Source organism: Spirulina subsalsa FACHB-351 (assembly GCF_026130165.1).
GTDB lineage: Bacteria > Cyanobacteriota > Cyanobacteriia > Cyanobacteriales > Spirulinaceae > Spirulina_A > Spirulina_A subsalsa_A.
The window spans coordinates 1-20,181 of record NZ_JAIHOM010000097.1; the positions used below are offsets into that span (position 1 = coordinate 1).

Here is a 20,181-nt window from a genome sequence, read left to right on the forward strand (position 1 = left end):
ACGGTAGGGCATACCGGATCTAAAGCTTGGGGAGATTTGCCCTCTAGCCTGGTTGGAGCAATCCTGCTAGGTTATGGCGAGTCTGTGAACCAAGAATCCTCGTGCCTTTAGGCCGAGGAGTGTCAACCCCTTGATTTGATCTTAAAGCGTCCCCAGTCACACGGCAAATGCGCCAATCGGGGAGGACTTGCGCCCCCATTTTCCGATAAAACGCGATCGCCGACTCATTCCAGTTCAACACACTCCACTCCAACCGTCCCGCCCCCCGTTGCGCCGCTAACTGTGCCACCGCCCGTAATAACGCCGTGCCAATCCCCTGACGACGATAATCCGGTAAAATGAACAAATCCTCCAAATAAATCCCCGGTTGGGTTAAAAACGTGGAATAGTTGGGGAAAAACAGCGCAAACCCTACCACTTTCCCCTCCCATTCTGCCAGTAACGTTTCCCCATAGGGGCGATCGCCAAATAAATGCTCCCCCAACGCCTCCTCACTCCCCACCACCTCATGAGACAACTGTTCATACTCCGCCAAAGCCCGAATCAAGGAAAAAATCACCGGAACATCCGCAGAAGTCCCAGGACGAATGTTTAATGGAATCATGGATTAACCCCCTTAGTAACCGAAACAATGACCATTTCTATTGCTCATCTTGGACCCACAGGAACCTATAGTGAAGCCGCCGCGATCGCCTATGCCCATTGGCTCACCCGCACCACAGGTCAATCCTGCTTGCTCTGTCCCTATGCCAATATAGCCCAAACCCTACAAGCCGTTGCCGACCAACAAACCCTCCTCGGAGTCGTCCCCATTGAAAACTCCATTCAGGGCAGCGTTGCCGTCACCCTAGACACCCTCTGGAAACTCGACACCCTCCAAATCCAAAAAGCCCTCATCTTGCCCGTCTCCCACGCCCTCATCTCCATCAGTTCCAACCTAGCTGACATCAAAACCGTTTACTCCCATCCCCAAGCCCTCGCTCAATGTCGCCAATGGTTAGATCAACATCTCCCCCTCGTCCAACTCATCGCCACCAACTCCACCACCGAAGCCCTGGAAAACCTCCCCCAAAACCCCCACGCCGCCGCCATCTCCTCCCAACGAGCCGCCCAACTTTATCAACTGCCCATCCTAGTCGCCGATATCAACGACTACCCCGATAACTGTACCCGTTTCTGGGTCGTAGGTCTGACCCCCACCCACCAAGGCAGCCATCTGTCCCTCGCCTTCAGCACCGCCGCCAATGTCCCAGGAGCCCTCATGAAACCCCTGCAAGTCTTTGCCGAGCGCAACATTAACATGAGTCGTATTGAATCGCGACCCACCAAACGCTCCCTCGGGGAATATCTCTTTTTCATTGACCTTGAAGGCAGCCAAGCCGACGAACCCCTACAAAGCGCCCTCGCTGAACTCCCCCAACACACCGCCATTCTGAAAATTTTGGGCAACTATTCCGTCTTCACCATTCGCCAAGGGGAAATCATAGAAGCCTAACTTAAAACATCTTTCAATGCCGTGCGGGCCGCTAAATGATTACGAGTGGAGGTCAAAATTTCAGATTCTCGCTTTAACCGTTCAGCCGTGCTTTGCATTTCTAACAACAGTTGTTGTTCTCCGGCCACCCCATACAAATTGCTTGCCACCCAGTACGATAATTCTAGGGGCAAGCTTGGTAAATCTTCGGGTAATTCAATTTGTTGATCCGTTAACTTGGCGGAAAGATGAACCACATCGCGCAGCAACTGCTCAACTTCCGTTGCCGTCGGTCGTAAATCTTGGTCAGTGGGATGGTCTTCAATCCACTCCACCAAACCCACACGATAGGGTTTCTCTCGCACATATTCCAAGACCCGAAACCGTTGTTGTCCCAAGGTGACAATCTTCATGCGGTCATCGGGAAGCCGTTGGAAATGGATAATTTCTGCACAACAGCCAACCCCAGCAATTTGCCCTTGCACCGGGTCAAACATCAACACCCCAAAACGGCGATCGCTTTCTAGGATCGTATTCATCATGATCCGATAGCGAAACTCAAAAATATGCAAAGGCAAAGGGCGACCCGGAAACAAGACCACATCCGGGAGCGGAAACAAGGGAAGTTCTCTAACAGCGATGGAGGACGAGGATGCCATTTTTATTCCGTCTGACGAATCATGAACTGCTTCCCCTTCACTTTAGCAGTTTCTGGGAAATTCCCCATATCCCTCCCTTGGCCTAAACCCAAAAATCCGGCAGGGAGGCAATGTAGCGTAGCTATCCTGCCATCCCCCACCGGATTTCCCATCAGGAGAACTCCTCCTTACAACTTCACTTCAATATCCACCCCGGCGGGTAAATCTAACTTCATCAAAGCATCAATGGTTTTAGAAGAAGGTTGATAAATATCGATAATGCGGCGATGGGTGCGGGTTTCAAAATGCTCCCGAGAGTCTTTATCCACGTGGGGCGATCGCAATAAACAATAAATTTTACGTTTCGTCGGCAAAGGAATCGGTCCAATTGCCGCCGCATTCGTGCGGTTCGCCGTATCAACAATCTTTTCACAAGACATATCCAGTAAGCGACGGTCAAACGCTTTGAGGCGGATGCGGATTTTTTGTTGTTGTATCGTTGCCATTTTCAGTTTTCAAGGTTCGGGTGAATTAGAACAAGGGTAATCAAAGAGCAGAAAGGAGACTCCTTTCTGCTCCCCAACTCGCTAGAAACCCGCGCACTGACCAACAGGCACAGATTTCTATTTAAAACGCGGACTTATTTGATGATTTTAGAAACCACACCCGCACCAATCGTGCGGCCACCTTCACGAATAGCGAAGCGCATCCCGGTTTCAATCGCAATGGGGCTAATTAACTCCACCGTCATTTTAATCCGGTCCCCCGGCATCACCATTTCCACCGCACCACCATCATCCGCCGTGTAGTCTTGGATAGTTCCAGTCACATCCGTAGTCCGCACATAGAACTGAGGACGATAGTTTTTAAAGAAAGGAGTGTGACGGCCGCCTTCTTCTTTGGTCAGCACATACACTTCCCCTTCAAACTGGGTATGGGGAGTAATCGAACCAGGTTTAGCAATCACCATCCCCCGTTCAATGTCTTCTTTTTTCACACCCCGCAGCAGCAGACCCACATTGTCCCCAGCCATCCCTTGGTCTAGGGTTTTTTGGAACATTTCCACCCCAGTCACCGTAGTGCTGCTGGTGTCTTTAATCCCAATAATTTCCACCGTTTCGCCAACTTTCACGATACCTCGTTCAATCCGACCCGTGGCAACCGTCCCCCGACCAGAAATCGAGAATACGTCCTCAACCGCCATCAAGAAGGGCTTATCAACATCCCGTTCCGGCGTGGGAATATAACCATCCACTTCATCCATTAAAGCGAGGATTTTATCCACCCACTCATCTTCACCCTTAGCGATTTTGGCATTAGCTGTTAAAGCTTCCACCGCTTTGAGCGCAGAACCCGCCACAATGGGAATATTGTCCCCATCAAAATCATAGCTGCTCAGAAGTTCGCGCACTTCCAATTCCACCAGTTCCAGTAACTCTTCGTCGTCCACCATATCTTGCTTATTCAAGAAAACAACAAGGTTAGGAACACCCACTTGGCGAGCTAACAGGATGTGTTCGCGAGTTTGGGGCATCGGGCCATCCGCCGCAGACACCACCAAAATCGCGCCGTCCATTTGAGCCGCCCCAGTGATCATGTTTTTCACATAGTCCGCGTGACCCGGACAGTCCACGTGAGCATAGTGACGATCTTCAGTTTCATACTCCACGTGAGCGGTATTAATCGTAATCCCCCGGGCTTTTTCTTCGGGAGCAGCATCAATATCTGCATATCCGCGAGCTTTAGCTTTCCCTTGAGCCGCTAGAGCCATGGTGATTGCAGCCGTTAATGTGGTCTTACCGTGGTCAACGTGACCGATGGTGCCGATGTTAACGTGGGGTTTAGTCCTTTCAAATTTTGCGCGTGCCATTGTATTGATCGTTCCTTCTTTCGTTCTAGTTATGCGTTCCCTTTGCTTTTAGCAATGATGGCTTCAGACACATGACGAGGTACCTCGTCATAGTGGCTAAACTCCATCGAAAAGATACCGCGTCCTTGAGTCTTGGAGCGGATGTCCGTAGCATAGCCAAACATTTCCGCCAGGGGTACTTTAGCAGAAACTTTGGCAAGGCCGTCTTCGGAATTCATTCCTTCGATTTGGCCACGGCGAGAGTTCAAGTCACCCATCACATCTCCTAAGAAATCTTCAGGGACTTCAACCTCAACCTTCATCATCGGTTCCAGTAAGGCAGGAGAGGCTTTTTCCACCGCATTCCGCAGACCCATTGACCCGGCAATTTTGAAAGCCATTTCGGAAGAGTCTACATCATGGTAAGACCCATCCACTAAGGTGACTTTAACATCAATTAGGGGGTAGCCTGCTAAAATGCCTGTTTCACAAGCTTCTTTAATGCCTTGTTCCACGGCGGGGACGTATTCCCGGGGAATTGCACCACCGACAATCTTAGAAACGAACTCGAAACCTGTGCCTGCTTCTCCCGGTTCGAGGTCAAGAACAACGTGACCATACTGCCCTTTCCCACCACTTTGGCGGATGAATTTGCCTTCGGCGTGGGAGTTTTGGCGAATGGTTTCCCGATAGGCCACTTGGGGTTGTCCCACGTTGGCTTCCACCTTAAATTCTCGTAACATCCGGTCTACGAGAATCTCTAGGTGAAGTTCTCCCATCCCTGCAATCACAGTTTGATTGGTTTCAGGATCGGTGCTAACGCGGAAGGTGGGATCTTCGTCAGAAAGGGATTGCAGGGCTTTGGATAATTTATCCATATCCTGTTTGGTTTTCGGTTCCACCGCCACAGAAATCACAGGCTCAGGAATGAAGAGGGATTCCAGAATGATCGGCTGGTTTTCATCACAGAGGGTATCCCCTGTAATGGTGTCTTTCAAACCAATTGCTGCCCCTAAATCTCCCGCTTGCAGTGCGTCTACTTCAATCCGTTCGTTAGATTTTAAGACGATCAGGCGAGAAATCCGCTCTTTCTTCTCTTTGGTGGAGTTATAGACGTAACTCCCCTTGGTTAAGACCCCAGAATACACCCGCAAGAAGGTCAAGCGACCATAGGGGTCGGCCATAATCTTGAAGGCTAGGGCAGCGAAAGGCTCATCATCACTGGCGGAGCGGGTGGCTTCGGTGTTATCCGGTAAGACCCCTTTAATGGCCGGTACGTCGATGGGAGCGGGGAGATAATCTACCACCGCATCTAACAGGAGTTGAACCCCTTTGTTTTTAAAGGCTGAACCACAGAGAACTGGAACCATGCCGCCTGTGATGGTGCCTTTCCGAATAGCGGCGCGAATTTCGTCTTCGCTCAGTTCTTCTTCGGCTAGGTATTTCTCTAATAGTTCTTCGTCGGTTTCTGCGACGGCTTCTAAGAGTTGAGCGCGGTACTCTTCGGCTAGCTCTCGCACCTCTTCGGGAATCTCACCATCTTCGATTTCCGTCCCGAGATCATTGTTGTAGAGCTTGGCGCGCATCCGCACGAGGTCTACAATCCCTTTGAATTCGTTTTCAGCCCCAATGGGAATTTGAATGGGAACGGCGTGAGCGCGCAGACGGTCTTTCAGTTGCCCATAAACTTTAAAGAAGTTCGCTCCGGTGCGATCCATTTTATTGATGAAGGCAATCCGGGGAACGGTATAACGATCCGCTTGTCGCCAAACGGTTTCGGATTGGGGCTGGACTCCGCCCACGGAACAGAATACGGCGATCACACCATCTAAAACACGCATGGAGCGCTCTACTTCGATGGTGAAATCCACGTGACCGGGTGTATCAATAATATTAATCTTATGGTCGCGCCAACTGGTGCTAATGGCGGCAGCCGTAATGGTAATTCCTCGCTCCCGCTCTTGTTCCATCCAGTCTGTCACGGCGTTTCCGTCGTGAACTTCACCGATTTTATGAACGATTCCAGAATAGAATAGAATCCGCTCTGTTGTTGTTGTTTTGCCCGCATCTATATGGGCGGCGATCCCAATGTTGCGAACTCTCTCTAGCGGGATAGTTCGTGCCACAGCTACTTCCTCCTTCATGTTTTGACCGAGCTTAGTTCTGCCCGGTGTTTTGTTGCCAAACGACTTGTTACCAAGGGACTTGTCACCAAGCGACTTTTTGTTGACGGTATATTTACACTATTTACAATTCTATACTTTTTTTAACTTTTTCAGACATAAGCATCCGAGGGTTGAATCAGCATTTTACAAGTCTCAAGGACTGGCACTGCTCAACGGGAAGGAATGAAGGTCTGAATGCCGCTTGCTTGGTTAATTAGGGTCAGTTTTGAACCCTTAATTAATCGGGTTAATGAATGGAAATCCCTTAATAGCGATAGTGGGCAAAGGCTTTGTTGGCGTCGGCCATGCGGTGGGTTTCTTCCCGCTTACGAATGGCTCCACCTGTCTCGTTGGCGGCATCCATAATTTCGTTGGCGAGTTTGATCGCCATGGTGCGACCAGACCGTTGCCGTGAATATTGAGATAACCAACGTAAGGCTAGGGTCGTGCCACGATTGGGACGAACTTCCATCGGTACTTGATAGGTCGCACCCCCGACCCGACGGGCTTTGACTTCGACCAAGGGGGTGAGGTTGCGGATCGCTTGTTCAAACACTTCGATGGGATCGTTGCCTGTGCGCTCCCCAACGATTTTGAGGGCATCGTAGACGAGGCGGGAGGCGAGGGATTTTTTGCCGTGACGCATGATCCGCCGCACAGTCATGCTAATGAGTCGGCTGTTGTATACGGGATCTGGGGGAACTTCGCGTTTTTTGACTACGGTGCGACGAGACATAAGAAATCAGTAACCTTAATAAATGACGACTTGTTAGTTGAATAAGGGGATGGGCGGGTCAAAATCTTGCAATCTAATTAGGTTTTGCAATCTTTAGGTGCTTCTCTTGTTTGAACCCTCGTGAGATGGGGTGGTTAGGGCGGTTGCTTGGCCCGGAGATGACCTGGGGACTCACCCAAGGGTAGGGGATGGACGGGGGAGCTTTGCGGGGTCGCGGGACTACACGGCTAAATCTAAGGATGGACTCTAAGACCTGATGACTCAGTGAGTTATGGTATCTCAGAGTAATTCAAGCTCTGTTATTCTTTGGGTCGCTTGGTGCCGTATTTGGAACGACCTTGACGACGATCTTTGACCCCAGTTGCGTCTAGGGTGCCACGAATGATGTGGTAACGAACACCGGGGAGGTCTTTGACCCGTCCCCCACGAATTAAAACAACGGAGTGTTCTTGTAGGTTGTGTCCAATGCCGGGAATGTAGGCGGTGACTTCAAAACCGGAGGTTAGACGAACCCGTGCGACTTTCCGCAGGGCGGAGTTCGGTTTTTTGGGGGTGGTGGTGTAAACCCTTGTGCAAACACCCCGACGCTGAGGACATTCTTTTAGGGCGGGTGATTTGGTTTTCTTTTTGGCAACGGAGCGTTCACTCCGAATCAGTTGCTGAATAGTTGGCATGAGTTAAGCTGCTGCCTGTTTACTAGCGATTTTCTCGTTGCATGACAGTCTCCCATCATATCTAAATATGATCAGGTGTGTCAAGGGTTGGGGTTAAGTCTTTAGGAGGAGGGGGAAAAGGAGTGACCACAGCCGCAGGTGTTGGCGGCGTTGGGGTTGTGGAAGCGGAAACCGCCGCCCATGAGGTCTTCGGAGTAGTCGAGGCGGAGGTCTTGAAGGTGGCGATCGCTTTCTGGATCTACGCAAATCTCAATCCCTTGGCTCTCGTAGCGTTGATCCCCGTCTTGTGTGGAGGAAAAGCTCAAATCATAATAGAAACTGGCACAGCCCCCGGGTTTCACTTGTAGGCGCAGAGGAAGGGGGGGGCTGGGGGTGGAGGGGGTTTGTGTGGCTTGTAAGCGTCGGATTTCTTGGGCGGCGGTTGCGGTTAAAGTAATCATGGGCAGAGAACAGAAGGGGGGAAATCCGGGGAGTTGGGAGGGCGTTTTTTGGGTTTTTAATCTAAGCTTTTGATCTAAGCCAAGAAGCCAGGGCGCATAGGGTATCCCCGCGCCCGGTTTTGAGATTTAATAATTGATAATTCGCCCAACTGATTGAATCCCGTGGGGAAAACTAATTCCGCTTGTAGTCGTCTTGGAAGCGAATAATATCATCTTCTCCTAAGTATTCCCCATTTTGGACTTCAATAATCACTAAATTAATTACGCCGGGGTTTTCCAGACGATGGGCGGTACATTGGGGAACGTAGGTGGATTGATTGCTGGTCAAAATTTCCACCTTGTCGCCACAGGTCACTTTAGCGGTGCCGGAGACGACAATCCAGTGTTCACTGCGGTGGTGGTGCATTTGCAGGCTGAGACGATGACCGGGTTTGACTTCGATGCGTTTAATTTTATAGCCTAGGGCATCTTCTAGGACGGTGAAGGATCCCCAAGGCCGTTGGGTGGTGATGTTGTTTTGAGGGGAGGGGGTGGATGTGAGAGGGAAGGGAATGGCTTCTTTGGCTTGAACCATGGGTACTTACTCCAAGTCGCTAAAACTATCGTTGGAATGGGGATAAGTGGCTTGCTGCGTGTAGACGGCGATCGCCGCAGGGGTTTGCCCTATCACGACAATAACAAGGATTTCCTCCCTCTGTCACCTTTTTGAGGGCGAATTTCACAATTTACGGGAATTCTTCATTGAACCCCTCGGTGACTTTAGCGCAACTTTACACAGATTCGGGCCTTGGGATTACTTTTTGGGTGGCGATCGCCCCTGGGTCACACTAGGTTAATGTGCTTTAACAAAATGTTGCGGAATTCCCCTTCCTCGCCAACGGCAGGGTGGGGTAGTTCACAGGCCTAATTTTTCCAAGAAAACCCGAGTTTTAACCACATGACGATTTAAACCTAACGCTTGGGGTGCAATCCCGACGGCTAAACCGACTAATTGGGGCAGATGGAGAATGGGAATATTTAACGACTGTCCCAAAAACTTAGCAATTTCTGGTTGTCGCGAATCTAGATTTAAGTGACAGAGAGGGCAAGGGGTGACTAAACAATCGGCTCCTTGTGCGATCGCCTCCTGTAAATGTCCCCCCGCCATCTGGAATGCCTGTTCTGTCGCATAACTCGACAGAGGCCAGCCACAGCATTGAGTGCGCCCCCGATAATATACCGGACTCGCCCCCACTGCCCGAAACAGATTTTCCATCGACTCTGGTTGATGGGGATCATCAAACGGTAAATATTTCTGCGCTCGCAAGAGATAACACCCATAAAACGCCGCACAGTTTAACCCCGTCAGAGGACGAGTCACCTTGGCCTTCAGAGTCTCCAGACCATAATCCCCCACCAAGGCCCAGAGTAAATGCTTGACCTCCGTTGTCCCCTGATAAGGAGAACACCCTTGTTGGGTCAAAAACTCATTCACCTGCCCCAAATACTCTGGCTGTTTAACCTTCGCTTCCTTCAAACGTTCATCCACATGACCGATTACCCCTTGACAGGTGCTGCAATGGGTCAGTAACGGTAAATTCAGCCCCTCCGCCAAGGCAATATTCCGGGCATTGACCGTATCTTCCAGCAACTGAGAATCTTCCTTATAGGTTCCCGACCCGCAACAAGTCGCCTTCTTCAGTTCCACTAACTCAATCCCTAACACCGTTGTTAGTGCTGCCGTAGATTGATAGAGTTCCCGACAGGCCCCTTGAGCAACACAACCCGGAAAATAAGCGTATCGTAGCGATTGAGGGATAGCTTGAGTTTGTCCAGTCATCAGCCTTTACTATATTAAGCATCAAAAATCTAGGAACAGAAACCCCACCGAGCCGAGCCAGCCAGATGAAGGTTGCCCTCCCCTTCCCATCTTGCCCTAGGGGAGTCACTGGTGGGAAAAACGATCGAAATTCTTTAAGGAAGCTAAGGCGCACAGCGCACCTGGATCTTAAAGCGCTTGGTCTGAGCGCAGACCAAGAGGCGAAGTCTTCCCGCGCCTTCTTTTGATAAAGAAGTGCCAAGCACTGTATTGCAGTGTCCCTCTTTCCGATAAGATGAAGAATGCTGACAATTTTATTATGTCGTAAAAAATCTGAATTCTAACAAAAGGGTTGAGGACACATTAAATGAATCAAGACGTGTTTGAGAAAGTTAAGAAAATCGTCATGGAGCAGTTGGAGATTGACGACGAGGGGAAAATCACCCCCGAAGCCAGTTTTGCCAATGATCTCAATGCCGATTCTCTAGATACGGTAGAACTGGTCATGGCTTTAGAAGAAGAATTTGATATTGAAATTCCCGATGAAGTGGCCGAACAAATTGATACGGTGGGCAAAGCCGTAGACCATATTAGTGATAAGGTAGCGGCCTCCGCCTAAGTCAAGGCTACAGTCAAGGCTACTCCTTGTTGTGTCTTCAGACACCCTTACGCTAGGACAATCCTAACCAAATCTGCACTGTCTCACCCATCTGCATTCTGGGTTCATACGTCCCTATCCATCAAGAGTCATGACAAATTTGCAACGAAACAGAGTTGTTATCACAGGTCTCGGCGCAATCACGCCCATCGGCAACACTCTCGCAGAATACTGGGAGGGGTTAATGATGGGGCGAAACGGGATTGGTGAAATTACTTTCTTTGATGCCTCCAAACACGCCTGTCGTATCGCAGGTGAGGTGAAGGGATTTGACCCCCATCAATACCTAGAACGCAAAGAAGCCAAGCGTATGGATCGCTTCTCGCAATTTGCGGTATCTGCCAGTAAACAAGCACTAGCAGATGCCAAGTTAGTGATTGATGAGTTGAATGCAGAGCGAGTGGGAGTGCTAATTGGGACAGGAGTGGGCGGTCTAAAGGTCATGGAAGACCAACAGGAAATTTATCTCTCTAAAGGACCCTCTCGCTGTAGTCCGTTTATGATTCCTATGATGATCGCCAATATGGCCGCCGGATTGACGGCCATTCATACTGGAGCGAAGGGGCCGAATTCTTGTACTGTAACGGCCTGTGCGGCGGGGTCTAATGCCATTGGCGATGCGTTCCGCTTGGTGCAGAATGGCTATGCTAAGGTGATGATTTGCGGCGGAACAGAGGCGGCCGTTACACCGTTATCTGTGGCGGGTTTTGCTTCGGCTAAGGCCCTATCAACTCGCAATGATCCCGAATTGGCCTGTCGTCCCTTTGATAAGGATCGGGATGGCTTTGTGATGGGGGAAGGCGCGGGAATTTTAATCCTTGAGGAGTTAGAACACGCCCTCGCCCGAGGGGCCAAGATTTACGGGGAAATGGTGGGTTATGGCATGACCTGCGATGCCTACCACATTACCTCTCCGGTGCCGGGGGGACAGGGTGCTACTCGGGCGATGGAGTTGGCGCTGGCCGATGGGGGACTGAAGCCCGAGGATGTGGATTATGTCAATGCCCACGGCACTAGCACTCCGGCTAATGATGTGACGGAAACCCATGCGATTAAGAAGGCGTTGGGAGAACGGGCGAAACAGATTGTCGTCAGTTCTACGAAGTCGATGACGGGGCATCTGTTGGGCGGTTCCGGGGGAATTGAGGCGGTGGCGACGGTGATGGCGATCGCAGAAGATCGAGTTCCGCCCACTATTCACTTAGAAAACCCCGATCCTGAGTGCGATCTCGATTATGTCCCCGGTGAATCTCGGGCTGTTCCGGTGAATGTGGCTTTATCGAATTCCTTTGGTTTTGGCGGTCACAATGTGACCTTAGCCTTTAAAAAATACCTGTGAAGGGTCGAGCTTTGTTAATGCAATGATCTCGTGACCCATGAATTGAGCGTTTTAGTGGAGAATTCCCCCGTTAACTTGACTTCCTCCTGCTTGGTTTTCACAGGTCGGCACAATACATTATAGCCAAGCCGTCTTAGAAGGACGGGGTTTCAGGCCCAAAATTTTCGATGAAAATGCGGCGTTTGTTCTTTGGACTGGTGGTCCTAGGTTTTTTGATCGTCCTCCTGTTGGGATGGGGGCTGAAGTCTGGTTTTTTCGGATCTCCTAGCATTGCCTTGAATCGCCCGGCTCCCTTACCTCAAGATCCTTGGGTGAAGGTGTATATGAACCAAAACCAAGCGCGGGGGGCGGACTATACTGAACCTTACCGCCAAATCACCCGACCGGGGGACGATTTGGAACAGATCATGGTGGAGGCTATCAATCAAGGACAACGGCGGATTGATGTGGCGATTCAGGAGTTCCGCTTACCCCGCTTGGCTCAAGCCTTAGCCCAACGTCGTCAAGGGGGGGTGGAGGTGCGTGTTATTCTCGAAAATCTCTATAGTCGCCCTTGGAGTACCTATAGCGCGGCGGAAATTGAACAACTCGATGAACGGCAACAGAATCGTTATCGGGAGTTTATGGCCTTAGCTGACCAGAATCAAGATGGTCAACTGAGTGTAGAGGAGATTAATCAAGGGGATGCCCTAGTTATCCTGAAAAATGCGGGAATTCCGGTGATTGATGATACCGCAGATGGGAGTAGGGGGAGTGGTCTGATGCACCATAAATTTATTTTGGTGGATGATGCCACAGTGGTTACAGGATCGGCGAATTTCACCACCAGTGGGGTGCATGGGGACTTTTATAATCCCGAAAGTCGGGGCAATGCTAATAATTTAGTGCGGATTAATAGTGAGGCGATCGCGAATTTATTCCGCCAAGAGTTTGATCTCATGTGGGGCGATGGACCCGGAGGACAGCCTGACAGTTTATTTGGCCTCCAAAAACCCTATCGTCCCCCCCAAAGGGTCAAGGTTGGCAACTCCACAATCACGGTACAATTTTCCCCCACTTCTCCCACTCGCCCCTGGACAGAAAGTACCAATGGTTTAATTGGTCAAACCCTACAACAGGCGAGGGATTCGGTTAAGTTGGCTCTGTTTGTTTTTTCGGAACAATTCATTACCAACATTTTAGAGGAACGTTCTCAGGCTAATGTCTCGATTCAAGCCCTCATTGACCCCGGTTTTGCCTATCGCTACTATAGTGAGGCTCTAGATATGATGGGGGTTGCCCTGCTCCACAACTGCCAAGAAGAGGCCAATAATCGACCTTGGGCGAATCCCATTCAAACCGTCGGCATTCCCCTGTTACCCCGTGGGGACAATCTCCATCATAAATTCGGGGTGATGGATGCCCAAACGGTCATTACCGGTTCTCACAATTGGTCAAGGGCGGCGAATCATACCAATGATGAGGTGGTGCTAGTGATTAATAATCCGGTGGTGGCCGCCCACTATGAACGAGAATTTGACCGTCTCTACAGTCGTTCTAATTTGGGTCTACCGCTTTTTGTGCAGGAACGCATCGCTAGGGCAGAGGAAAATTGCCCCTCTCCTCTGCCGGGGGCGGCGACGCCCTCTGTGGGGGGTTTGGTAAATGTTAATAGGGCTTCTCAAGCGGAATTGGAAACCTTACCGGGGATTGGTCCAGCGCTGGCCGGGCGGATTATAGAAGCTCGTCAAGAACAGCCTTTTCGCTCTCTGGAGGATCTCGAACGAGTGCGGGGAATTGGTCCGGTGGTGCGACAAAATTTGGTGGGGAAGGTGACGTGGTAAGGGGTCAGAATAATATAGCGTTTACATTATACAAGGGTTACAAGGGGCTTGAAGTATGATGAGAAATTTCTCTGAGAGTTGATCAATGATTGGGAAACGCTATAGATTATCTGTTCTATCCCTCACAAATCCCAAAAGTGTCGGACAATGGAGAATGGACGTATCACGAGATACAGATTAGGATTTTGGGATGTACGTTTATCGCACCGACACTTTCAATGAGCAGGTTTTAGAAAAGGGGGTGGGGGATCATGTGGATCGCCTCTGTGAAGACCTCAAAACTATGACCTTAGAGCAGGTTCTCGCCCGTTTTGAGCGGGTTTATCCCTATCTGAAGCGTAAGGAGGGCAATTTACGCCTGATTGCCCGGATTCGACGCATTGGGGGGGAACCGGTTCTCTGTTGGTTAAAGGTGTTTCGACGGGGCGATCGCGAATATGAGGAGTTTTTGCGCGATCGCGAAAATTTCGCCAATCATGCCCTAGAAAGTCAAATCAAGGAGGGACACCTCTGGCAATGGTTGAATCAACAAAAGACGGCGACTCTCAATTTACACGCGATCGCTACCCCTCTACCCGATGAGTTACGCCCTTGGCTAGATCGTCCCAGTTTACGCATGGATTTAACGGGGGTGGTGATCTATGAAAGTGAAGTCTGGTTAACGCGCTTCATGACTCCTGAAATTCAAGCCCGGTGGATGACCTTTAATCGCTTAATTGCTGACTTGGCCGATAGTACCGAGAACATGGGAGAGCCTACCTCTTGGCCGGGCATTCAATGTTACCGGGAGGAGAATTGCTGGGTATTTTATCAACAAATTACCACCTTAGACCCCCCAGAACGGAACATTTTGTTTCTTTTGACTCTTTTTGCCCTTTCCCCCAGCCCAGAGGCGATAAACGAGGACTTACAGGCTATTTTTGGCGGGGATACCCCCCCCCAATCTCCCTTAAATTTTGATGAATTAAGTGCGATCGCCCGTCGTGCCTACCCTAGTTATTTATTAGCCGATGAACGCCACTGGTTAGCCATTGAAAAAGACGAAATGGCAAACCTAGCACTCTCCGCCGAAGAAGAGGCTATTTTACACAATGTTTCCACCAGCAAACCCTCTTTACCCCTCTTTTTAAACGGACAAGCGGGCAGTGGTAAATCTACCCTCTTGTTTCATCTTTTTGCCGACTATGCTCACCGCCATTTACGGGAACGTCAACAACAAAAAAGACGACTCTTAGACAAACCCCATCCCCTCTTTTTAGCCTATAATAACCGTCTCTTAAAAGTAGCTCAAGAGCGCGTCATTCCCCTCTTAGCATCCCACCACCGCTTTTTAGCCAAACGAGGTTACTTAGAAGAATTACCCGACATTCGCCCCTTTTTCCAGTCCTTCCGTACCTTCCTACGCAACCTATTACCCTTGGAAGAACGGGATCAATTTAACGACGCTAATTATATCTCATTTCATCAATTTAGGCAACTGTTTTATAAAACTACTTGGCGAGACTATACCCCTGAACAATGTTGGCAAGTGATCCGTACCTTTATTAAAGGGTATCATCTCGATGAACGGGATAGTTATTTAGAACCAGAAGACTATCAAGAAATTCCCAAAAAAGAGCGCACTGTCACCCCAGAACTCTTTCAAGAAATCCATGAAACCGTGTGGAAATGGTATGATCATCATCTCAAAGAAACGGGAAAATGGGATGATCAGGACTTAATTCGCCGGGTGCTTCAACTCAAATGTTATCGGGCAGAATATACGGCTATTTTTTGCGATGAAGCCCAAGATTTCACCCGCTTAGAGTTACAGCTAATTATGCGCCTGTCAGTGCTTTCAGCCTATGATTTAGAACATCAACATATTGAAAGTTTACCCTTTGCTTTTGCGGGAGATCCCCTACAAACCCTTAACCCGACGGGCTTCCGTTGGACCAGTTTAAAGGCTGCTTTTTATAATGAAGTCATTACCACCCTTTCCCCGACGGGACAACTAGACTTAGAAATGAACTTTGCGGAGTTAGAATGTAACTATCGTTCAACTCCGGCCATTGTGGAACTCAATAATTTAATTCAACTGTGGCGACGGGTATTATTTGATTTACCAGAAATTAACCCTCAAAAAGCGAGAAGACATGGCGATTTTCCCATACAAAAACTCATTTTAGGGGAAAATATTTCTCCCGACGAACTGCAAGATTATTTGCAGGATACTATCATCATTGTTCCCTGTGATCAAGGGGGAGAAGCCGACTATATTCAACAGGATTCCTTGTTGTCTAATCTTTGCCATTCTCGTCGTCAACAGAATTTCTCTCCTTGGAATGTTCTCAGTGCCATCACCGCGAAAGGATTGGAATTTAAGCAGGTAATTTTATATAAATTTGGGGAAGCCTGCCATCGAAATGTATGGACAATTCCTGAGAGTCATTCCGAAGAGGTGAAGTTCTTTTTTAATAAACTCTATGTGGCCACCAGTCGAGCAACTGAACGGTTGTTTGTGGTGGATACTCCCCTCGGAGATCAACGACTGTGGCGCTATGGCAGTCATGAGTTAGAATTAGAGCGATTTCTAGCCCGTTTAGCGGATGATGAAGAACGGGAAAAATGGCAGAATCGGGTTTATTTATTTGGGGTGAGTAATGGCATCGCGGCCATGAGTGCGGATAATATTGCTGCTATTGCACTGACTTTTGAAACGGAAGGAATTAATACCGAAAATCCCGATCTAGTCCGTCGCGCACAGGCAGCTTATGAACAAATTGGGGATGAACTTAATGCGTTGTCTTGTGAGGCTTGGGCGTTAAAATTAGAGGAACATTACCTAGAGGCGGGCAAACTATTTCAAGGGGTGGAAAATTGGGGGGAGGCGTGGAATTGTTTCTGGGCCGGAATGCACTGGGATGAGCTTTGGGCGTGGTACAATCACGGGGGAGAGGTTGAGAAAAAAGCGCAAAAGATGCGTCCTCTGGTGGAGTTTTTAGCGACCGATCAACCAGCATTTAAGCAGATTGAAGAGTTTACGGCTTTGTTGTGTCAGGAAGTGGCGGCCAATACCCTCGATAGTCACCGTTTCCAAGCACAATGGCAACTCGCCATTCAAGGCTATGCTCAAGCCATTGAGAGGATTTTAGAGCCTTCTGGGGAGGTGGAACGGGAACAGTGGCAACAGTTTGGAGAGGTTTTAGCCCATTTGGCCACGGGGAAGGATCCCGGAATGTGTGCTTTAGCGGGGGATTGTTTCTATCGGGCGAAAAACTATGAACAAGCGATTCACTGTTGGGATAGGATCGATCAGACAGCAACCTTAGATTATCAACTGGCGAAAGCGGCAATCGTGGGACTTCCTGAGAGTTTAGAATATTGGGCGCACGCTCAACAATTTGGTCATATTTTGACGGCATGGCACGGCGAAAATCAACCCCGTACCCCTGATTGGTTAACCTATGTGGGGCCAGCGTTAGAGTCGAGTCAACTGTGGCTAGAGGCTTTGTTAGTCTATGCGGAGTTGGGGAATCGGGACAAGGTGGGGTTTTGTTTGGAACAGGCGATCGCAGCAGGAGAACACAAAGTCGCCCTTCAGTCGGTGTTATCTGATGAAATAGAGCATCACCAATGGGAAGAGGCGATCGCACTTTTAGAAAAGTACCCCCTCCCCGGAGAGGAACAAGTGGCGTTAACGGGTTGGTTTGCCCAACAGTTGGCCTATTCTGAATTAACCCCCAATCAACTCTCTAAGGACCTACAACGGCAATATCAAAAGATGTTGAAGGATTATATCCTCTTGCATCCGGACTGGTCATTATGGCTCTCTGTGCCGCAATTAGGCGTTACTTTAGAACGAGTGGGCATAGTAAACGATATTTTGGACTATTACGACCGCTACATCCACCATGAGGAGGAGGACATTGCCGATTTTGCCCGTCATCGTTGGTTAGTGAACAAGAAAACCCAAGAAGAGGATTTTAGTCAACAGGGACAAGTGAAAAAAGCGCTCAAAAGTCGGGCCGATTTACAGCGCAAATCCCAAGAGTGGGGGATTGCCTTAGATCATCTCTCTCGTCCCATCCCGGTTCCCCCTGATGCCACTCCTGTTGTCTCTTCTCCCCCTCCCCGTGACGGTGACACCTCGATTCAAGGTCTGCCCCCCGAGGTGGTGATTGAGTCCCCGCAACCCAATATTCTTAGTTTTCAAGTGCGTCATCTGCTGTTTCGGGTGATGCCGTTGACCCAACAGGTGTTAATTTTGGATCAATTGGGCGATCGCGAATTGCGCATTGATGCACAGCTACAACAAGTCACCCTCGGCAGTTTCACCCTCCACACCCAAGGTCAAAGTAACCTATTGTTCAGTGATAGTAGTGGCAGTTATAGCGGGATTTTACTCTGTCACGAGTCGCCCCCTCGTCTAGAAATTACTATTCAGGCGATCGCCAATAAAATCGTCATTCCCTTTATCCAACCGTGAGGGAGGCGGTTCCGAGTTGCGCTTCAGTGCCAGAAAATTTGTTATCCTAAACAAAAGATAGGGCTAAAGCCCAACAATCAGCCAGCATTTCGTTATTTTATATAACACTACTTTGAACGAGAATAAACCCATAAAATTTATAGATATTTTTGCGGGAATCGGAGGGTTTCGTTTAGGGTTTGAACCCGTTGGGTATCACTGTGTTTATTCCTGCGAAAATAACCCCCATTGTCAAGCCGTATATACTCAAAACTTTGCAGAAACTCCGGCCGGAGACATTACTCAAATTGATATAAAAAAAATTCCAGATTTTTCGATCTTAATCGCAGGATTCCCCTGTCAACCCTTTAGTATTTGTGGAAAACGAGCCGGATTTAATGATACCCGAGGGACGTTATTTTTTCATATTTGTCAGATCATCCAACTTCATCAGCCTACTGTTGTTATTTTAGAAAATGTCAAGCATTTATTACATCATGATCAGGGCAGAACATTTGACGTTATTTTATATGCCCTAGAGGATTTAGGATATCAGGTCAACTACAAGCTTTTAAATGCCAAGGATTTTGGTGTACCTCAAAATCGAGAGCGGGTGTTTATTGTAGCTTCGCTGTCTCAAAAATTTGATTTTACTAAACTTGAACCTAATGCCGTCACGCCTAAATTAAAAGAATACTTGGTAGAAACAGGAGATTTTGAATATCTCAACCCAGAAGAATATACATTAATTGAAAATCCTAAAAAACAAGACTCTGGTTTAATCTTTGTCGGATACCGTAATAAAGGAATTTGGAGGAAAGGGATTAGACCCAATACAAAGCATCTGTCGAGAGTACATCGCCAACCGAATCGAATTTATTCCATTGAGGGAGTACATCCAACTCTGCCTTCTCAAGAAACGTCTGGACGCTTTTTTATTTATTTACCTGATGAAAATAGAGTCAGAAAATTAACCCTTCAAGAATGTTATAAAATCATGGGTTTTCCTGATGATTTTTACATTCATCCCAATTCAAGTGAAGCTTATAAACAAGTCGGTAATTCTGTTTGTATTCCATTAGTGAAAGAACTAGCTCATCAAATTAAGCAACAATTTTTCTCTCCGGTGGAAACTCCGGCTAAAAAAGAACACAGGCAACCCATTCTTGTCCCCATTCAACAATTACTCTAGTTTAATTGAACAAGATCCAGAACTTAAAACCAGTCATAAAACAGAATGGAATCGAATTTTAGAGAATTTGTAAAATGTTAGAGATTCACCTAAATAGTTGCTACAGTTTGCTGGCGATTTGTTGGGTTTCGCGATCGCTCCCCTCACTAAAGGCTCACCATTCCACCAAAAATTCTAGCCCAGATCATTGAAAATCTCCCTAGCTGTCAGTGCTAAATCGGGAAATAAGGGGGATTCAAGCACTTGTTCCCCTTGATAGGTTACGCTGTCGTAGAATTGATGCTCTAACAGACAGATTGTGATTTCTTCGGTAAGGGGATCAACGATCCAATATTCTGGAATCTCCAATAATCCATATTCTGCCCGTTTGGAGCGATAATCATCGGTTCTCGTGGAAGGACTCACCACCTCAACCACCAGCAGGGGGGGCGGATCGCTCAAATCAATCACCGCTTCTCGATTAGACATCTCTAACCATTGCGATCGCATTAACACCGTTACATCAGGAATACGACAAGTGTCCCAACGCCGACCACGGGGCGATCGCACCCCGATCAGCATTTGCTTAGAAGTCCAAGGTTGCTGGGCTTGGCGAATTAGATCGCGGAATTGATCGTTTAAAAACTCAGCGATCGCCCCATGTTTTCCGGTTCCAAGACTCATGGCAATTAACTCACCATCAACCAACTCATAACGTACATCTGTTCCGTCATTATGATCTAGATAATCTTGAAACGTTAGTTTTTGCAGCGTCACGTTCATCGTGATAGCCTCAACGGTCTAAATTTTTCGGCCCACCCTCACTGTACTGCAAAGAGCGTTTACCGATCATGTTTTCTTGAAAGCCCCGATACTTGAGGACGGGGATGAAAAGAAAAACAGTATGTAACCCGCGAAGCGTCAACACTTAATGAGCCTTGCCAGTTTTATTAAGTGTGTTATAATGGG

16 protein-coding genes and 2 pseudogenes are annotated in these 20,181 nt (G+C 48.5%); 7 read left to right on the plus strand and 11 right to left on the minus strand.

Annotation, left to right across the window (positions count from 1 at the left end):
- Positions 1-111: pseudogene (locus K4A83_RS23460) on the plus strand (RNA-guided endonuclease InsQ/TnpB family protein); the annotation flags it as partial.
- Positions 112-142: 31 nt separating this feature from the next.
- Here K4A83_RS23460 and K4A83_RS16780 read toward each other — a convergent pair.
- Positions 143-604 (minus strand): annotated as a pseudogene (locus tag K4A83_RS16780) (N-acetyltransferase family protein); the annotation flags it as partial.
- Between the two features lie 27 nt (positions 605-631).
- On the opposite strand from K4A83_RS16780, the gene pheA reads away from it, so the two are divergent.
- Entirely contained in the window at positions 632-1,495 is an 864-nt protein-coding gene (gene pheA / locus K4A83_RS16785) for a prephenate dehydratase (RefSeq protein ID WP_265265792.1), read from the plus strand.
- On the opposite strand, the gene K4A83_RS16790 is transcribed toward pheA, so the two are convergent.
- The 9 genes from K4A83_RS16790 to K4A83_RS16830 form a co-directional block, all read right to left on the minus strand.
- The gene (locus K4A83_RS16790; protein WP_265265794.1) at positions 1,492-2,133 is read right to left on the minus strand and encodes an LON peptidase substrate-binding domain-containing protein; all 642 of its coding nucleotides are present in this window, start codon (positions 2,131-2,133) and stop codon (positions 1,492-1,494) included. The two genes, pheA and K4A83_RS16790, sit on opposite strands and share 4 nt — an antisense overlap.
- Positions 2,134-2,300: 167 nt before the next feature.
- Positions 2,301-2,618, minus strand: coding sequence for a 30S ribosomal protein S10 (gene rpsJ / locus K4A83_RS16795; RefSeq protein WP_017306360.1), 318 nt, complete (start codon positions 2,616-2,618; stop codon positions 2,301-2,303).
- 134 nt (positions 2,619-2,752) lie between these two features.
- The gene (gene tuf / locus K4A83_RS16800) at positions 2,753-3,982 is read right to left on the minus strand and encodes an elongation factor Tu (protein ID WP_265265795.1); all 1,230 of its coding nucleotides are present in this window, start codon (positions 3,980-3,982) and stop codon (positions 2,753-2,755) included.
- A gap of 29 nt (positions 3,983-4,011) precedes the next feature.
- The gene (gene fusA, locus K4A83_RS16805) at positions 4,012-6,087 is read right to left on the minus strand and encodes an elongation factor G (protein ID WP_265265796.1); all 2,076 of its coding nucleotides are present in this window, start codon (positions 6,085-6,087) and stop codon (positions 4,012-4,014) included.
- Between the two features lie 304 nt (positions 6,088-6,391).
- A complete protein-coding gene (gene rpsG, locus K4A83_RS16810; RefSeq protein WP_017306363.1) occupies positions 6,392-6,862 on the minus strand; it encodes a 30S ribosomal protein S7 in 471 nt (156 codons plus the stop codon).
- Between the two features lie 299 nt (positions 6,863-7,161).
- On the minus strand, positions 7,162-7,536 hold the full coding sequence (rpsL, locus tag K4A83_RS16815; RefSeq protein WP_017306364.1) for a 30S ribosomal protein S12: 375 nt from the start codon (positions 7,534-7,536) through the stop codon (positions 7,162-7,164).
- Between the two features lie 101 nt (positions 7,537-7,637).
- Positions 7,638-7,976, minus strand: coding sequence for a HesB/IscA family protein (locus K4A83_RS16820; protein ID WP_265265797.1), 339 nt, complete (start codon positions 7,974-7,976; stop codon positions 7,638-7,640).
- A gap of 172 nt (positions 7,977-8,148) precedes the next feature.
- Positions 8,149-8,550, minus strand: coding sequence for a phosphomannose isomerase type II C-terminal cupin domain (locus tag K4A83_RS16825; RefSeq protein WP_265265798.1), 402 nt, complete (start codon positions 8,548-8,550; stop codon positions 8,149-8,151).
- A gap of 321 nt (positions 8,551-8,871) precedes the next feature.
- On the minus strand, positions 8,872-9,795 hold the full coding sequence (locus K4A83_RS16830; protein ID WP_265265800.1) for a CoB--CoM heterodisulfide reductase iron-sulfur subunit B family protein: 924 nt from the start codon (positions 9,793-9,795) through the stop codon (positions 8,872-8,874).
- A 346-nt stretch (positions 9,796-10,141) separates the two neighbouring features.
- Here K4A83_RS16830 and acpP point away from each other — a divergent pair, with 346 nt between their 5' ends.
- The 5 genes from acpP to K4A83_RS16855 all read left to right on the plus strand — a co-directional run bounded on the left by acpP (position 10,142) and on the right by K4A83_RS16855 (position 19,233).
- A complete protein-coding gene (gene acpP / locus K4A83_RS16835) occupies positions 10,142-10,393 on the plus strand; it encodes an acyl carrier protein (protein ID WP_017305076.1) in 252 nt (83 codons plus the stop codon).
- A gap of 130 nt (positions 10,394-10,523) precedes the next feature.
- On the plus strand, positions 10,524-11,771 hold the full coding sequence (fabF, locus tag K4A83_RS16840; protein ID WP_265265801.1) for a beta-ketoacyl-ACP synthase II: 1,248 nt from the start codon (positions 10,524-10,526) through the stop codon (positions 11,769-11,771).
- A 167-nt stretch (positions 11,772-11,938) separates the two neighbouring features.
- Entirely contained in the window at positions 11,939-13,594 is a 1,656-nt protein-coding gene (locus tag K4A83_RS16845) for a phospholipase D-like domain-containing protein (protein WP_265265802.1), read from the plus strand.
- 190 nt (positions 13,595-13,784) lie between these two features.
- Entirely contained in the window at positions 13,785-18,062 is a 4,278-nt protein-coding gene (locus K4A83_RS16850; RefSeq protein ID WP_265265803.1) for a UvrD-helicase domain-containing protein, read from the plus strand.
- Between the two features lie 112 nt (positions 18,063-18,174).
- The gene (locus K4A83_RS16855; RefSeq protein ID WP_265265804.1) at positions 18,175-19,233 is read left to right on the plus strand and encodes a DNA cytosine methyltransferase; all 1,059 of its coding nucleotides are present in this window, start codon (positions 18,175-18,177) and stop codon (positions 19,231-19,233) included.
- A gap of 174 nt (positions 19,234-19,407) precedes the next feature.
- Here K4A83_RS16855 and K4A83_RS16860 read toward each other — a convergent pair whose 3' ends face one another.
- Entirely contained in the window at positions 19,408-19,995 is a 588-nt protein-coding gene (locus K4A83_RS16860; protein WP_265265806.1) for a Uma2 family endonuclease, read from the minus strand.
- Positions 19,996-20,181: the final 186 nt, after the last annotated feature.

What these genes read in the sequence shown, in the direction of transcription:
- fabF (WP_265265801.1), top strand. Translation starts at nt 10,524, where the DNA reads ATGACAAATTTGCAACGAAACAGAGTTGTTATCACAGGTCTCGGCGCA.
- K4A83_RS16820 (WP_265265797.1), bottom strand. Translation starts at nt 7,976, where the DNA reads ATGATTACTTTAACCGCAACCGCCGCCCAAGAAATCCGACGCTTACAA.
- rpsG (WP_017306363.1), bottom strand. Translation starts at nt 6,862, where the DNA reads ATGTCTCGTCGCACCGTAGTCAAAAAACGCGAAGTTCCCCCAGATCCC.
- K4A83_RS16790 (WP_265265794.1), bottom strand. Translation starts at nt 2,133, where the DNA reads ATGGCATCCTCGTCCTCCATCGCTGTTAGAGAACTTCCCTTGTTTCCG.
- K4A83_RS16860 (WP_265265806.1), bottom strand. Translation starts at nt 19,995, where the DNA reads ATGAACGTGACGCTGCAAAAACTAACGTTTCAAGATTATCTAGATCAT.
- K4A83_RS16850 (WP_265265803.1), top strand. Translation starts at nt 13,785, where the DNA reads ATGTACGTTTATCGCACCGACACTTTCAATGAGCAGGTTTTAGAAAAG.
- K4A83_RS16845 (WP_265265802.1), top strand. Translation starts at nt 11,939, where the DNA reads ATGAAAATGCGGCGTTTGTTCTTTGGACTGGTGGTCCTAGGTTTTTTG.
- tuf (WP_265265795.1), bottom strand. Translation starts at nt 3,982, where the DNA reads ATGGCACGCGCAAAATTTGAAAGGACTAAACCCCACGTTAACATCGGC.
- rpsL (WP_017306364.1), bottom strand. Translation starts at nt 7,536, where the DNA reads ATGCCAACTATTCAGCAACTGATTCGGAGTGAACGCTCCGTTGCCAAA.
- pheA (WP_265265792.1), top strand. Translation starts at nt 632, where the DNA reads ATGACCATTTCTATTGCTCATCTTGGACCCACAGGAACCTATAGTGAA.
- acpP (WP_017305076.1), top strand. Translation starts at nt 10,142, where the DNA reads ATGAATCAAGACGTGTTTGAGAAAGTTAAGAAAATCGTCATGGAGCAG.
- rpsJ (WP_017306360.1), bottom strand. Translation starts at nt 2,618, where the DNA reads ATGGCAACGATACAACAACAAAAAATCCGCATCCGCCTCAAAGCGTTT.
- K4A83_RS16830 (WP_265265800.1), bottom strand. Translation starts at nt 9,795, where the DNA reads ATGACTGGACAAACTCAAGCTATCCCTCAATCGCTACGATACGCTTAT.
- K4A83_RS16825 (WP_265265798.1), bottom strand. Translation starts at nt 8,550, where the DNA reads ATGGTTCAAGCCAAAGAAGCCATTCCCTTCCCTCTCACATCCACCCCC.